The organism is Idiomarina sp. X4 (assembly GCF_002808045.1).
In the GTDB taxonomy this organism is placed as follows: domain Bacteria; phylum Pseudomonadota; class Gammaproteobacteria; order Enterobacterales; family Alteromonadaceae; genus Idiomarina.
Genome location: NZ_CP025000.1, coordinates 1,929,359 through 1,943,317, shown reverse-complemented (window position 1 = coordinate 1,943,317; position 13,959 = coordinate 1,929,359). Strand labels below are relative to the sequence as shown.

The window sequence follows — 13,959 nt, the reverse complement described above, 5'->3', positions numbered from 1 at the left end:
TTACTCCTTCTCCGAGTGCGCAGCTACGATTCCCGCTGCCTGCTCGTCCAGAATGTGAACGATAGACTTAGCGCGAGATGCCACAATACTGTGAGCCAAAATCAATGGAATAGCTGCGATAAGACCCATAGCCGTTGTTACCAACGCCATTGAGATATCGCCCGCCATGATCTTCGGATCACCGGTACCAAACAGTGTGATTGACTGGAACGTACCAATCATACCAACAACTGTACCTAATAGACCAAGCAGTGGCGCGATTGCTGCGAAGATCTTGATAACGTTTACACCGCTGTCAATCTTCGGAGTTTCACGCAGAATCGCTTCGTCCAGTTTCAATTCTAAGTTTTCAGGATCTGCACTCTTGTTCTCCTGATAAACTTTCAGAATACGACCTAAAGCGTTGCTGTCTTTAGGGTTTTCAGGATCTTTAAGCTGTGAACGGATTTTGCCCGCCGCGCCAGTTAAAGTAATCAACTTATAAAGCGCGATTAATAAGCCAATAATCAGTACAACGGTAATAACATAACCAACTGTACCACCTTGGTGATAACGCTCAGAAAGCGTTGCTTTTTGAGTTAACAGACCAAGAATCTGACCTTTAGATGGATCAAGGAACACACCTTCATAACCGCTTTCAGTATTGAAGAATTCTTGTGCCTGTCCTGTTGCTCCACCTTCTGGCTGACGACCTAATGGCTGAACTTGCTCAGTCGTGTCGTTATACACCAAGTACTGGTCACCGGAAATCAGGTTAAATACACCTAAACGAACCACTTCACGTTGCTCAGTACCACCGTCAAGCAGCGTTACTTCAGTGTTAAACTTCACAACTTTACCCGACTGAACCATTTCAGTAAGAAGCGCTTGCCAAAGCTCTTCTAACTCTTCCAGGGTTGGCAGTTCTTTTGCTTCAGATAAGCTTTGCAGAACGTCTTCACGTCCCGGGTATTGAGCACTTACAATTGAAGTCGCGATACGACCGATTGTTTCGGTTGCCGCACCACGAACAACACCAAACATTTCACCTAAGGTGCCTTTGGCGTTCTCAAGTTCCTGCTCTTTGTTCGCTAACGCGACTTCGTTTTCAGAAAATTCATTCTGTAAACGTTTACCACGCGCTTTCTCATCTTCAAGCTGCTGCTTAGCACGGTTTAGCATGGCTTGTTTGTCAGCACGCGCCGCTGTGAATTCGCGCTCACGCTCAGCGTTTAATTGACGAGAAGAAACACGGTTTTTCTCAACTAGCTGTAACAGCTCGTCAAGACTCTTAGCTTCAGATGTATCCTGAGCTTGTGCAGCGAGAGTCGTACCGGCAGAAAGGGTGACTGCTGCTGCAATCATTAATGATTTTACTAATTTATTCATTCTGCACTCTCCGCTGCGAATACTGGAAGTTTCACCAGATCGTAAGCTGTTTGCTTACGTGACATACGAATCGCTTGGGTCAGAGGACGGATAAACTCGTCTTCCAAAGCAGTCCACTCATCAGTTTCGTTGTTGTAAATCCAAGCATTTCTCAAATCGAGAGACTGTGCGAGGAATGCAACACGACCCATGTGGAAATAATCAACAGCCACTTGCTCGCCGTCTACTTCCAAGTTGCCTTGGTAAGAGATCAAGCCTGAACCGTAGTCCATTTCGGTCTGGTACGCTTCAATTATTTGACGGAACTGCTCAGACGTTGAAACGTTAGCGCTGTCCATGATGTCGCGCAGACGCTCAACACGTTCCATACGCTTTTCACGGTGAATTGGAATATCCAATTTTACAAATTGTTCTAGCGCATCGATCATTTCATACATAAGGGGAACGACGCCCTGCTTAGTACGCTCGATGCCGTCAATTTGCTTTTGCAAAGACGCTAGCGTTGCTTCTTGGTCATTAACCAAGCGCTGAACGTGGTCGTTGTAAACTTTCAAGTTCTCATACTCAGCAATCACTGAGCGATATTCGATAAGAAGATCCTGGCTTTGCTCAAACAGAGAGTTTACTTTCTCTTGAGACTGAGCGTCCGCATTAAGAATCTTTTTCTCTTCGTTTTGTAGCTTAGCTACATCGACTTGCTGTGCAGCGGCGACGCCGGTGCCAGCAAACGCCACCACACCCATCAGGGTTGCAGCGAGTTTGGTTCTTTTGATTACTTTGGTCATAGTTCCCAACCAATTTGACTTAACTTCCGCTTCAACGCCTAAGGCGCGAAACACCAGTTGTTTGAATGACGAAAAGATCTCGTTCCACGGTTTATAGTTATTGTCGACAAAAGTGACAATAACCAAGAATACTCCCACGATGACTATACGCTGTCAACCAAGTTGCCTGAGTTAACCGCGCTATAGCTATCGCTTCAATTCTATACTGTAGAACACGGATCTGGACTCGTACAATCTCCAGATTTTAAGACAACATCCTGTCGTCAAATCAATTCATAGCCTCAAAGAAGTAAAACATACCCCTTTTTAGCTACTACTCCTGTCTTGAATAGTATCACTTTTTGATCCACGAACAACACTGCCTTATAAATTTCAACGTTTTTTATACAAGTAATTTTTGAGCCTATGTGTAATGGCTTAACCTCTTTTTCTGATTTGACCGTGTCATAAGAGAAAAATTCTTTTATTATGGGGTTATGAGACCAATAAATGATTTAACGTCAATTCAACATATTGAACGATTACTCAATGAGTTTTCCGAGCGAGCTCTGCATATTGACGAAGAAAACAGACGCCACTCAAAGAAAGTTACGGAGCAATGGTTCAGTCCTTCACTGTTCCAAACGCGCTCATCAGTCGCTTTAGATTACGTTAAAGAGACAGAGCGTTTGTTAGGTCAACTCTTACAAACAACATCAAAAGAATCGCAACGTTATGTGGCTGAAAAACTTTGCGCTCAAGTAGAAGCGTTAGCAACTGCGTTGCGTTCAGGTAAGCTCCCGGAAATGGGAGAGGAGCAGCGAGAAGTAAAGGCCAGTCATTACCAAAAGCTTCACGAACAATTAGTGACTTATAGGGACTATGAGCGCCGCTTAACTGAAAACCTTGAAAATGCACAAAGCACGGGTTTTCAGGACGTAATTCAAGCCGCTCAAAAGCGATTAAACCGCTGCCAAATGGCAATTGAGCAATTAGAGAAACAGATTCAGCGTTATGACGAAGGTTAATATTCCCTTCATCTACTCTCCAATATACAGCCAACTGTCGCTTCCTGAACGGCACCGCTACCCTATTGAAAAATATCGTTTATTGCATGACTGGGCCATAAGCCGGGGGGCACACGCAAGTCAGTGGAAGGCGCCTGTAGCAGTAACCTGGGAACAAGTTGAACAGACACACAGCGCTTCGTACATTGAAAAACTAAAAGCCAATAGCTTTGAAAAAGCTGAATGGCGAAGAATTGGCTTCCCCTGGTCAGAGCAGCTACTTACGCGCTCTTTAACATCAGCCGGCGGAACGGCTGTGGCTTTACAAATAGCGCTAGACTCGTCCATTGCTGTTCATTTTTCGGGAGGCTATCACCACGCTCATAAAGATTGGGGCAGCGGGTTTTGCTTGATTAACGACTTGGCTATAGCCTGTCATCAGTTACTTTTACAACACCCCAATTTAAAAATCGCTGTGCTGGACACGGACGTGCATCAGGGTGACGGTACAGCGACCATCTTCAAAAATGACCCTCGGGTCTTTACTTGCTCTATTCATGGTGAGAAGAACTTTCCATTCTCAAAATCATTGTCAGATTTAGATGTTCCGTTACCCAAAGGAACGACTGATAAAAGTTACCTTCAGGCGTTGCAGAATGCACTTACCTTGATTGTGAAGCGCGTAAAGCCCGATATCATCCTTTACGACGCCGGCGTGGATATCTACACAAAAGATGAGCTAGGCCATTTTCACATTAGTTTAAACGGCATATTTCAGCGTGACATGACGGTGCTTTCATTTTGTCGACAAAATAGCATTCCTGTCGCAGCGGTCATTGGTGGAGGTTATCAACGGAACCTGGAGCGACTGGTGCGAGGACACGCCCAATTACTCAGAGCCGCATATTATGTCTATACTGAAGATCAGTATCTACCTGACACAGCGCTGAGGAGTCCGGAAAATGAAATTTGACGATGATATTCACAATTATTATGAACGATTAGTTGCGGATAGAGTTGAGGAGCTAGAGCTCGATAAGCAATACGAGCAAGAGTTTCTGGCTGACTTATGCTGTCTGGTGCTGAACCAACTGCCGCCTCGCTATATTCGCCACGAGGTCGATATGGCTTTTTTCCTTCCGCCGTCAAAACGACTGGACATGGAAATGCAGGTCCACAAAGCGATTACGGAAGCTTTAGAGTTTCTGAAAAATAGAAAGAGAGATGAGAGCAGTTAATAAGAAGGATTGGGTGGCGACTCTACCAGCCACACCCCGGCACACACATCCCCAACTACGGCTGCTCCCTTCCGGGCCTGACCGGGTTCGCTGGTTAGCGTTGCGGGGGGACCCGCAGAGTCACCATTGACGCTTTATTCAAAGCAGGCGCATTATGACTTACTTGCCATGGGTAAACAACCCAACAACGGTCTTTCGCTTACTTTTTCTGCAGTTTACGGGCAATCGCTTGTTTTGCCTCAGGAGAGCTTAACGCTTTAGCAAAATATTCAGCTTCACGGCTTATGCGTGCAGCCGTCGATTCAACGGGGTGTTTAAGTAATTTCTTCGACATCCGCAAAGACTGGCCAGATTGAGCTCGTAGTTTACTCAATACCTCTTCTACTTTGCCTTCCAACTGCTCGGCAGAAACAACATGATTCACAAAACCAAGCTCCAAAGCAGTTTGTGCATCGAAATTATCACCCAGCAACAATAACTCGGCCGCTTTCTGATAACCACAAATTTGCGGCAACAATAAACTTGAACCGGCTTCCGGCAGAAGTCCCAATTGCACAAACGGCAGTGCGTATAGCGCTTCATTACTACTGATAACAATATCGCAATGAAGTAGCAAGGTAGTACCAATACCGATCGCTAGGCCGTTAACAGCCGCGACAACGGGCACTTCTACCTTATTCAAGGTATGTAGAAAACGGAATGGCGGTGCAGATTCATCGAGTTTTTCTATCGCTAGAAAGTCGTTTAAGTCATTACCGGCTGAAAAACTATCGCCTTCACTCTCAAACACAACTGCATTAATTGATTTGTCACTATCGGCTTCTTTTAGCGCTTCTTCACATAAAGTATACATTGCTTGTGTAAACGCATTTTTCTTTTCTGGACGGTTCAGGCGAATTCTAACAACACCGTTATCTTTTTTTACTATCACTGACTGTTCAGACATTAGCCTTTCCCTCCTTATTGTTGGCGCTTTTTCCAAGCCTTAGCGGTTGCTTCATGCATTGGCACGATAATATCCAACGCTGTCTTATCCCCCGCCGGCAGCTCCATTTGGTTTGGCTTTTTAGGAGTGACTCGCTCCCCCCATTTAATAAGGCCAGCCCCGCACGTTAATCCACCACCGAACACCGCCGACATAATGCTATCGCCGGGCTTAATAATGCCGTTATCTGCAGCCTCTGCAAACGCAATGGGAAGTGTTGCAGAGGATGTGTTTCCATACTTTTGAATATTGATAACCGTTTTCTCACTCGGCACTTTACACATCTTGCCCAGGAAGTCGATTAACCGCTTATTTGCCTGATGCGGTATCAGAGCGTCGATGTCTTCCGTTGTCATTCCGGTTTGTTCAAAAACATTCTCAACCGCCGCACTCATACCTTTAACTGCGCGCTTGAAAATCTCCTGACCCACAAAGTCAAATTGCATAATGCCATCGAAGTTGAAACGATCGAAATTGAGACCAAAATCAAGACTCAATACATCACGCGCATCGGCGTCGCAGCTGACGTGACTTGCCAACAAACCGACTTCATTATCTGACGCTTCCAGCACCATAGCACCGGCTCCATCGCCAAACAGCACGGCGCTTTCGCGCTTCGTCCAGTCTAAAATACGCGTGAGGCATTCTGCGCCTATCAACAATACTTTGCTGTGCGCACCCGTTCTTATAGATTGAGTCGCGAAATGCATGGCATATAAAAAGCTGCTACAGGCGGCATTCAAGTCAAACGCCGCCGCATTTTTTGCGCCAAGACGTTGCTGAACCGCCGAAGCAACATTCGGAATGATTTCGTCTGCGGTACAAGTTCCGACAATGATCAAGTCGATTTCATTAGGGTCTAAGTCAGCCGCAGCCAATGCGTTGCGCGCAGCCACTGTAGCCAGCTCCGACGTGCCTACATGGCTAACTCGCCTTTCTGAAATACCGGTCCTCGAAACAATCCATTCATCGGAGGTTTCCAGGAAAGTGGCAAGATCATCGTTTGTCATAACGGCCGGCGGAAGGCATTTTCCCCAACCCGTGATTTCTGCATATTTTGTCACGGCAAAACCTTTTACTTCTGTCAGTCAATGCTATCTGCGTGCTAAGCTACGTCAAGACAGCAGTCGTTGCTCGTATCATAGCACGAATATTTGTCAGGTGAATGTATCTGAGGAAAAAGGATAATGCTTATGCTTCGTTTAATTCTGGTACTTATTTTGGCTCCGATTTTAGCTGCCTGTTCCAGCCAGCCGGATCCACTTATTATTAGCACAACACCCGTAAACGATACTTTTTCAATAAAAGTAAACCAGCTGGACGTTATTGATACGCGAACCTACTCCTATTTATACCGGCACAAAAAAGACGATGATAAAGCGACATTTGCGCCAACTCAGCAACCGTTAACCGACATCGTTAAAGAATCGCTCAGGCCTTTAACCGCAAATGCGCCAGCAGGACAAGGTTTAAAGTGGTATGTGTCGATAGAAAAAGCGTTAATTGATGCAAAGGTCAGTGCTTTGAAATACGAGTTAGAGCATCATGTCCGCATACGCGTTGAAGCCGTTAGAGGTAATAGACGTTATAGCAACTTTTATACCGGTAAAGCACAATCGAGTGGCGCGCTGAAGCCTGCTCAGGCAACTATTGAGCGTCAGTTCCGCGATCTCTTAGATAGCGTATTGAACGATATTGCTAACGACTCTAAACTCCGATTGAGCGAGAGAGAGGTTTACTAATGAAGTTTTGGATTTTGCTAGCCAGTTTTCTGGCCGCTTCTTTTGTTGCACCGGCCAGTGCCGAAATACAACCTGACAACCCATTTCCCAGGGTGAAAATGATCACTTCTATGGGAGATATTACTGTTGAATTGAATCGCGAAGCTGCGCCATTAACCATTAAGAACTTTTTTCGTTATGTCAAAAAGGCACAGTACAACGACACGATTTTTCATCGTTTAGTGCCTGATTTTGTCATTCAAGGCGGCGGCTATGATAGAGACTTTCAGGGAAAGCCCACTTTTGAACAGGTTGTCAATGAGTCTGGCAATGGTCTGCTCAATGAATACGGTACTATTGCAATGGCCCGAGAGCGAGATCCACACACAGCAACTCGTCAGTTTTTCTTTAATCTCAACGACAATACGTCTTTAAACCCTGACAAGGGCGACTGGGGGTATACCGTTTTTGGACGTATTGTGGATGGCTTAGATGTGCTGGAAAAAATGGCTCAGCTGGAGTCAAAACCTTTTGACGATACAACCGGTTGGCGGGATGTTCCAAAGAATCCACCGGTTTTAAAGCGAATTGAAATAGTTCCTCAAAATTAATGGAAAAGCATATCCCCTTCTGGCAAGACATGGATGTTTATAAGCAGTCGCGCGTCTGGGTTATTTTCGTGCTCGGCATCGCCAGCGGATTTCCCTGGGTGATGATTGGCTCTGCGCTTTCCGCCTGGCTTCAGGAGGAAGGGCTAACTCGCTCTGTTATCGGCTATTTCGGCGCTGTTTTTGGGGCTTACTCCATTAACTTTTTGTGGTCACCACTTATCGATAATGTGAGACTTCCCTTACTAACAAGGTGGTTAGGGCAACGTCGAAGTTGGATATTTTTGTGCCAGCTATTGATTGCCACTGGTTGCTTTGCACTTGCTAGCTTGAATATCACTGACAGTTTGCACATCGCAGGTTTAACCGCATTAGCCATCGCTATAAGTTCAGCCACGCAAGACATTGCTATTGATGCTTACCGTATCGAATCATTCTCTGAGAGCGAAGGCCGCTTACAAAGTGCGGGAGCTGCCATGGCAACCGCAGGTTGGTGGACAGGCTATAGCGGCTTAGGCGCACTGCCCTTTTTTATCGTCGACGGCGTCAACTGGAATTGGCAACACGCCTATTTCGGTCTCGGTTGTGTCATGCTGTTTCTGGCCGCTATTGTACTGCTTGTTCGCCGTACAACTTATACCGGGGTTTCAAACGACACCACGCCAGTCACTGGCTGGTTCGATTTTTTCAAAGCCCGCATTAGACATACTGTTATTTCCCCAATTGCCGAATTCTTCACTCGTAATGGTGTGAGGTTGGCTCTGTCACTATTAGCTTTTATTTTTCTATTCAAAATAGGTGAAGCCTTTTTAGGCCGTATGTCCATTGTTTTCTATAAGGAAATTGGCTTCACCAATGCAGAAATTGGGACGTACTCAAAACTGGTCACCTGGTGGGTGACTATTGTTTTTGCGGTGTTAGGCAGCGTTGTTAACCTAAGACTGGGCATTGTGAAAGGACTGATTATTGGGGGCTTAGCCATGTCCGCTTCAAACCTTATGTTCTCCTGGATTGCGCTGGTCGGCCCCAACACCAATTTGTTTTTAAGTGCCGTTCTTGTTGACGGTTTTACCAGTGCCTGGTCCACTGTGGCTTTTGTTGCGTTCATTAGTTTGCTGTGCAACCGAACCTTTACGGCAACTCAGTATGCGCTAATGGCGTCCTTGGGCACACTGGGTAAAACAGTATTGGCATCGTACAGTGGGGTCTTAGTTGATTCTATGAACGGTAATTGGGCACTATTTTTCGTTTTAACAGCGATAATGGTCATTCCCAGTCTCTGTTTCCTTTGGTTTATTCGTAAGCCGCTGAAAAAGCTCGAGGAAGCAAGAGATGCCGGCTGACATTCAATGGTATGTACTCGGTCCCGGCGCTGTTAGCGGGCTCATAGCCTGCCATTTGCTTGAGAATAAGCAAAGGTGTATCGCGTTAACTCGCAACGCAGAGTCTGAAGAGGGTCTGTTAACCTTGATAGACGACACTAGCCGAAAAACCTACTCTTTACCCTTTCTATCGGCCCAAAACTGCCACCTCGCCGAAAGCTCAGTATTTATTGTAGCGGTAAAAGCATTCGATGCTATTAGTGCCTTAAAGGAAATCACCGCAATTCCCGGCTTTCATCATGACACGCCAATAGTTCTCAGCCACAACGGCATGCTTGAGCTACCCAGCTCATTAGCATCATTAAACATTTGTCACTTAGTGACCACTCACGGCGCCGTAAAAACGTCACAAGGCGACGGCAAGGTTTTCATTGAGCACCGTGGGAAAGGCCGAAGCTGGTTACAGCAGAAAGAAAAACAGTTAGGTTTCGAAGCGATTTTAGCAAAAAGCTTTAGCCCCATAACTTTTGAAAGTGACATAAAAACCCGACGCTGGTCGAAACTCTTAGTCAATTGTGTCATAAACCCATTAACGGCTATTCACCAGTGTCATAATGGTGAACTGCTGGATGCTAAGTGGCAGCCAGTTATTCAGTCACTCATCGATGAGGCTGTTGCGGTTGCGCGTACCGAATATGTCGACTTAAATGAGAATGCGGTTTATCAGGAGATTCAGAGGGTTGCAGAAGAAACTCGCGACAATGAGTCGTCAATGTTGCAAGACATCCGCTATAAACGCCGCACAGAAATTGACTACCTGACGGGTTATATTATCAAAAGAGCAAAAAAAGCCGGCTTAAAAACGCCGGCTCATGAAAAACTGATGAACGACTTTATCCGTCTTTATCCTCAATAAAATCAATCACTTCTAAACCAAAACCGGATAGCGCAGAGTAACGTTTCGGAGAGCTCATTAAGCGCATTTTGTGAATATTTAAGTCTGCCAATATCTGCGAGCCCAACCCTACATTACGAGAAGCATTTGATGCAGAAGCCGTTGGTTTATGCTCACCATGATCTTGTGCTTCAAACTCTTTTACCTGCGCAATAATGTCATCCGGTGTTTGCTGTCGGCCAATAATCACTAACACACCATCATTCTCCGCAATGTAAGACATTGCTTTCTGAATTGGCCAACTCCGCTTTGCGGCTCGATCCGTAAGGAAAGTGTCATGGAAAGTGTCTTGCAAGTGCACGCGCACATTGGTCACTTTATCTTCCGATATGTCACCGTGCACAAGCGCCTGATGAACCTGTTTATCGATAGTATCCTGATAGGTCACCAAATGAAATTCGCCGAATGCGGTCGGCAAAGAACACTCAGCAACACGTTCAATGGTTTTCTCCTGTGTTGAGCGGTACTCGATTAAATCGGCAATAGTCCCAACCTTAATATCATGCTGTTTTGCAAAGGCTTCAAGATCTGGGCGCCTTGCCATAGTACCGTCTTCATTCAGTACTTCTACAATCACCGACGCAGGCTCAAAACCAGCCAGTCGCGCTAAGTCGCATCCCGCTTCGGTATGCCCTGCGCGATTTAAGACGCCGCCCGATTTTGCTTTTAATGGGAAAATGTGTCCCGGCATAACCAAGTCTTCCGGCTTAGCATCCTTTTTCACTGCATCCAGCACAGTCTTCGCTCGATCAGCTGCTGAAATGCCTGTTGTGACTCCTTGCGCCGCTTCAATAGAAACCGTAAAGTTTGTTGCGTAAGGCGCATTATTTTTATCTACCATCAGCGGTAAATTCAGTTGCTGACAACGCTCTTCAGTTAAGGTTAAGCAGATAAGTCCACGACCATAACGCGCCATAAAGTTAATCGCTTCTGGCGTCGCGCATTCCGCAGCAATTATAAGGTCCCCCTCATTTTCACGATCTTCATCATCCATCAGGATGACCATTTTTCCCTGACGAATGTCTTCTATAATCTCTTCTGTGCTATGCAATGACATAACGCTTAACCTTTTCCTGTCATAAGTTGAGGTACTGCGATAACTCGTTGGTCATCACCAACCTGACGCCTGTCAGTTATTTTAAAGCGTATCGCTTTGTCTAAAGTATTCGGCTCGTCAATATCAAAGAGTGAACGCGCCGCGTTGCCCAGTAGCTGACCTGAACTGTACATTATCAAGCGGTCACAATAACCCGCCTGTATAAGTGCAGCCGCTAAAGACGCACCACATTCGGTCCAGATTTGGTTCACTTCGCGCTTTGCCAACTCCGACATTAAAGCACTTAAGTCAATTTTCCCGGTAGCGGCTGTCTTCACAATAACTTCATGGCAATGTGAATGCTTACTTGGCTGACCAGACTTAGACCTTATTAACCACACCGGAACCGGTGACTCAAAAATTTTAGCGTCATCGGTCACTCTGTTCTGACTGTCTATAACAATACGTATGGGTTGTTTTAACGGTTCAGGTAAAGGCCTTGTCGCTGGCCACTGGTTTTGTCGAACCGTCAGCATGGGGTCATCTTTTAAAATGGTATCCGCGCCAGTAAGAATCGAGTCGGATTGAGCTCGCCAATATTGAACGTCGGCACGCGCATGAGGACCCGTTATCCATTGGCTGCGCCCATCTGATAACGCGGTTTTTCCATCCAGCGACGACGCCATTTTGACAGTAATGAAAGGACGGTTTTCCCGCATTCTGGACAAGAAACCTGGGTTCAGCTGTTCCGCAGACTTTTCCAACACGCCAACCAGCACGTCAATATCCGCCTCATGCAAACGCTTAATGCCATTTCCACTCACCCGAGGGTTAGGATCATGCATAGCGACCACAACACGCGCAATGCCCGCTTCAATTAAAGCGTTCGCACATGGTGGGGTACGCCCCATGTGGCTGCACGGCTCTAAAGTCACATAAGCCGTTGCACCTTTTGCGTCAGCACCAGCCTGCTTTAACGCATGAACTTCTGCGTGCGGTTCGCCGGCTCGCTGATGCCAGCCTTCACCAATGATTTTATTGTCTTTAGCTATCACGCAACCTACAGCAGGGTTAGGTCGCGTTGTCATAATGCCGCGCCGAGCCAACTCAATGGCACGATGCATCATTTCGTGATCAACTTTTAGTTGCGACGGTTTAATCATTCAAACGAGCGATTTCTTCGCCAAACTCTCGAATATCTTCGAACGAGCGATAAACGGAAGCAAACCTTACATAGGCCACTTTGTCGATTTGTTTCAGGTTTTCCATAACCAATCCACCAATAAAATTACTGGTTATTTCGCGCTCACCCGTCGCACGGATACTCGATTTAATTTTATTAATAGCCTGTTCCATAAGCTCCAGACTAACTGGGCGCTTTTCGAGTGCTCTTAACAACCCGTTGCGGAGCTTATCTTCATTGAACGGTTCTCTCGAGCCATCGGTTTTAATAACCCGCGGCATGATGAGTTCAGCCGTTTCAAAAGTCGTAAAGCGCTCCTTGCAATGATTACACTCACGCCGGCGACGTACCGAGGCGCCATCCGCAACTAAGCGCGAATCAATAACCTTGGTGTCTTGTGTGCCACAAAATGGACAATGCATTGCCTGACTCCTTTAAGTGCGCTTTACGACTCGTTTAACGATAGTGCGTAATTATCCGTATACCGGAAAGTTAGCGCATAACGCTTTTACTTGTTCACGTACTTCTGAAATTTTGCTCTCGTTCGAGATATCGTCCAGAACGTCACAGATCCAGTTAGCAACTTGTTCAGCTTCAGTTTCTTTAAAGCCACGGCGGGTAATAGCCGGTGTGCCTAAACGCAAGCCAGAGGTCACAAAAGGAGAACGCGGATCATTAGGAACCGCATTCTTGTTAACCGTAATAAATGCATCACCTAAAGCAGCATCTGCGTCTTTACCCGTGATGTCTTTATCGATTAGATCAACCAGGAATAAGTGATTCTGCGTACCATTAGAAACAATCTTATAGCCGCGAGACTGCATTGCTTTAACCATTACGTTCGCATTTTTTAGCACTTGTTGCTGGTAAGCTTTAAATTCCGGCTGTAATGCTTCCTGGAAAGCGACCGCTTTACCGGCAATAACATGGCATAACGGACCGCCTTGATTACCCGGGAATACGGCACTGTTTAATTTTTTATGCAGCTTTTCATCATCGCTACCGGAAATAATCAAACCACCACGTGGGCCCGCCAGCGTTTTATGCGTAGTCGTAGTAACAACGTGTGCGTAAGGCACTGGGTTCGGGTATTCACCTGCAGCAATCAAACCCGCTACGTGCGCCATATCGACCATTAAATAAGCATCAACTTTATCCGCAATTTCACGGAATTTTTTCCAGTCAACGATACCAGAATAGGCTGAGAAGCCCGCAACGATCACTTTCGGTTTGTGTTCCAGCGCCAGTTTTTCAACTTCGGCATAGTCAATTTCACCAGTGGATTCGTCCAGGCCATACGAAACGGCGTTATAAAGCTTTCCTGAGAAGTTAACTCCGGAACCGTGAGTTAAGTGACCACCGTGCGCCAAACTCATACCAAGGAAAGTGTCTCCGGCTTCCATCAGCGCCATAAATGCAGCCGTATTTGCTTGCGAACCAGAATGTGGCTGTACGTTTGCATATTTTGCACCGAATAACTCTTTGGCACGCTCAATGGCTAAGTCTTCAACCTTATCGACAAACTCACAGCCACCATAATAACGCTTATGTGGATAGCCTTCTGCGTACTTGTTGGTTAACTGAGAACCTTGCGCCTGCATGACTCGCGGACTGGTGTAGTTTTCTGACGCAATCAGCTCTATGTGTTGTTCCTGACGCTCAACTTCGCCTTGCATCGCTTGCCATAAGTCCGCATCAAAGTCGGCAATGTTCATCTCAGATTTCAGCATTACAGCTCTCCAAATCATTAAATGGTCTTAATTTGTCGGGTA

15 protein-coding genes and 1 other RNA gene are annotated in these 13,959 nt (G+C 46.0%); 7 read left to right on the top strand and 9 right to left on the bottom strand.

All coding sequences use genetic code 11. The features are described from left to right. The gene (locus CWC33_RS09330) at positions 1 to 1,368 is read right to left on the bottom strand and encodes a MotA/TolQ/ExbB proton channel family protein (protein WP_100691697.1); all 1,368 of its coding nucleotides are present in this window, start codon (positions 1,366 to 1,368) and stop codon (positions 1 to 3) included. Continuing rightward, positions 1,365 to 2,153 carry a DUF3450 domain-containing protein gene (locus tag CWC33_RS09325; RefSeq protein ID WP_198511851.1) on the bottom strand — a complete coding sequence of 263 codons (789 nt, stop codon included), beginning with the start codon at positions 2,151 to 2,153 and terminating at the stop codon, positions 1,365 to 1,367. The genes CWC33_RS09330 and CWC33_RS09325 overlap by 4 nt, the downstream gene beginning before the upstream one ends. A 476-nt stretch (positions 2,154 to 2,629) precedes the next feature. On the opposite strand from CWC33_RS09325, the gene priC reads away from it, so the two are divergent. Genes priC through CWC33_RS09310 form a run of 3 tightly spaced genes read left to right on the top strand, consistent with a single transcriptional unit; the run spans position 2,630 to position 4,377 of the window. Beyond that, positions 2,630 to 3,160, top strand: a complete 531-nt coding sequence (gene priC / locus CWC33_RS09320; RefSeq protein ID WP_100691696.1) for a primosomal replication protein PriC — start codon at positions 2,630 to 2,632, stop codon at positions 3,158 to 3,160. Next, complete coding sequence (locus CWC33_RS09315) at positions 3,147 to 4,112, top strand: histone deacetylase family protein (protein ID WP_100691695.1); 966 nt, start codon at positions 3,147 to 3,149, stop codon at positions 4,110 to 4,112. Before priC ends, CWC33_RS09315 begins: the two co-directional genes overlap by 14 nt. Next, positions 4,102 to 4,377 carry a late competence development ComFB family protein gene (locus CWC33_RS09310; protein WP_100691694.1) on the top strand — a complete coding sequence of 92 codons (276 nt, stop codon included), beginning with the start codon at positions 4,102 to 4,104 and terminating at the stop codon, positions 4,375 to 4,377. Before CWC33_RS09315 ends, CWC33_RS09310 begins: the two co-directional genes overlap by 11 nt. A gap of 20 nt (positions 4,378 to 4,397) precedes the next feature. Here the strand turns inward: CWC33_RS09310 and ffs are convergent. From ffs to CWC33_RS09295, 3 genes are all read right to left on the bottom strand, one after another. Then, an RNA gene (ffs, locus tag CWC33_RS09305) (signal recognition particle sRNA small type) lies at positions 4,398 to 4,494 on the bottom strand. A gap of 82 nt (positions 4,495 to 4,576) precedes the next feature. After that, positions 4,577 to 5,323: an enoyl-CoA hydratase gene (locus CWC33_RS09300; RefSeq protein WP_100691693.1), complete on the bottom strand. Its 747-nt coding sequence runs from the start codon at positions 5,321 to 5,323 to the stop codon at positions 4,577 to 4,579. A 14-nt stretch (positions 5,324 to 5,337) separates the two neighbouring features. Beyond that, on the bottom strand, positions 5,338 to 6,426 hold the full coding sequence (locus tag CWC33_RS09295; RefSeq protein WP_088767735.1) for a ketoacyl-ACP synthase III: 1,089 nt from the start codon (positions 6,424 to 6,426) through the stop codon (positions 5,338 to 5,340). 129 nt (positions 6,427 to 6,555) lie between these two features. Here CWC33_RS09295 and CWC33_RS09290 point away from each other — a divergent pair, with 129 nt between their 5' ends. The 4 genes from CWC33_RS09290 to CWC33_RS09275 are packed head-to-tail and all read left to right on the top strand — an operon-like array spanning position 6,556 to position 9,929. Then, positions 6,556 to 7,104 carry a YajG family lipoprotein gene (locus CWC33_RS09290; RefSeq protein WP_100692318.1) on the top strand — a complete coding sequence of 183 codons (549 nt, stop codon included), beginning with the start codon at positions 6,556 to 6,558 and terminating at the stop codon, positions 7,102 to 7,104. Next, complete coding sequence (locus CWC33_RS09285) at positions 7,104 to 7,694, top strand: peptidylprolyl isomerase (protein WP_100691692.1); 591 nt, start codon at positions 7,104 to 7,106, stop codon at positions 7,692 to 7,694. Before CWC33_RS09290 ends, CWC33_RS09285 begins: the two co-directional genes overlap by 1 nt. Next, positions 7,694 to 9,034: an AmpG family muropeptide MFS transporter gene (locus CWC33_RS09280; RefSeq protein WP_100691691.1), complete on the top strand. Its 1,341-nt coding sequence runs from the start codon at positions 7,694 to 7,696 to the stop codon at positions 9,032 to 9,034. The genes CWC33_RS09285 and CWC33_RS09280 overlap by 1 nt, the downstream gene beginning before the upstream one ends. Continuing rightward, positions 9,024 to 9,929: a ketopantoate reductase family protein gene (locus tag CWC33_RS09275; protein WP_100691690.1), complete on the top strand. Its 906-nt coding sequence runs from the start codon at positions 9,024 to 9,026 to the stop codon at positions 9,927 to 9,929. Before CWC33_RS09280 ends, CWC33_RS09275 begins: the two co-directional genes overlap by 11 nt. Here CWC33_RS09275 and ribBA read toward each other — a convergent pair. Genes ribBA through glyA form a run of 4 tightly spaced genes read right to left on the bottom strand, consistent with a single transcriptional unit; the run spans position 9,907 to position 13,917 of the window. Further along, complete coding sequence (gene ribBA / locus CWC33_RS09270; protein ID WP_100691689.1) at positions 9,907 to 11,025, bottom strand: bifunctional 3,4-dihydroxy-2-butanone-4-phosphate synthase/GTP cyclohydrolase II; 1,119 nt, start codon at positions 11,023 to 11,025, stop codon at positions 9,907 to 9,909. The two genes, CWC33_RS09275 and ribBA, sit on opposite strands and share 23 nt — an antisense overlap. Before the next feature lie 5 nt (positions 11,026 to 11,030). Continuing rightward, complete coding sequence (gene ribD / locus CWC33_RS09265) at positions 11,031 to 12,167, bottom strand: bifunctional diaminohydroxyphosphoribosylaminopyrimidine deaminase/5-amino-6-(5-phosphoribosylamino)uracil reductase RibD (RefSeq protein WP_100691688.1); 1,137 nt, start codon at positions 12,165 to 12,167, stop codon at positions 11,031 to 11,033. Then, entirely contained in the window at positions 12,160 to 12,609 is a 450-nt protein-coding gene (nrdR, locus tag CWC33_RS09260) for a transcriptional regulator NrdR (protein WP_053952613.1), read from the bottom strand. Before nrdR ends, ribD begins: the two co-directional genes overlap by 8 nt. Before the next feature lie 51 nt (positions 12,610 to 12,660). Then, positions 12,661 to 13,917, bottom strand: coding sequence for a serine hydroxymethyltransferase (glyA, locus tag CWC33_RS09255; RefSeq protein ID WP_100691687.1), 1,257 nt, complete (start codon positions 13,915 to 13,917; stop codon positions 12,661 to 12,663). Positions 13,918 to 13,959: the final 42 nt, after the last annotated feature.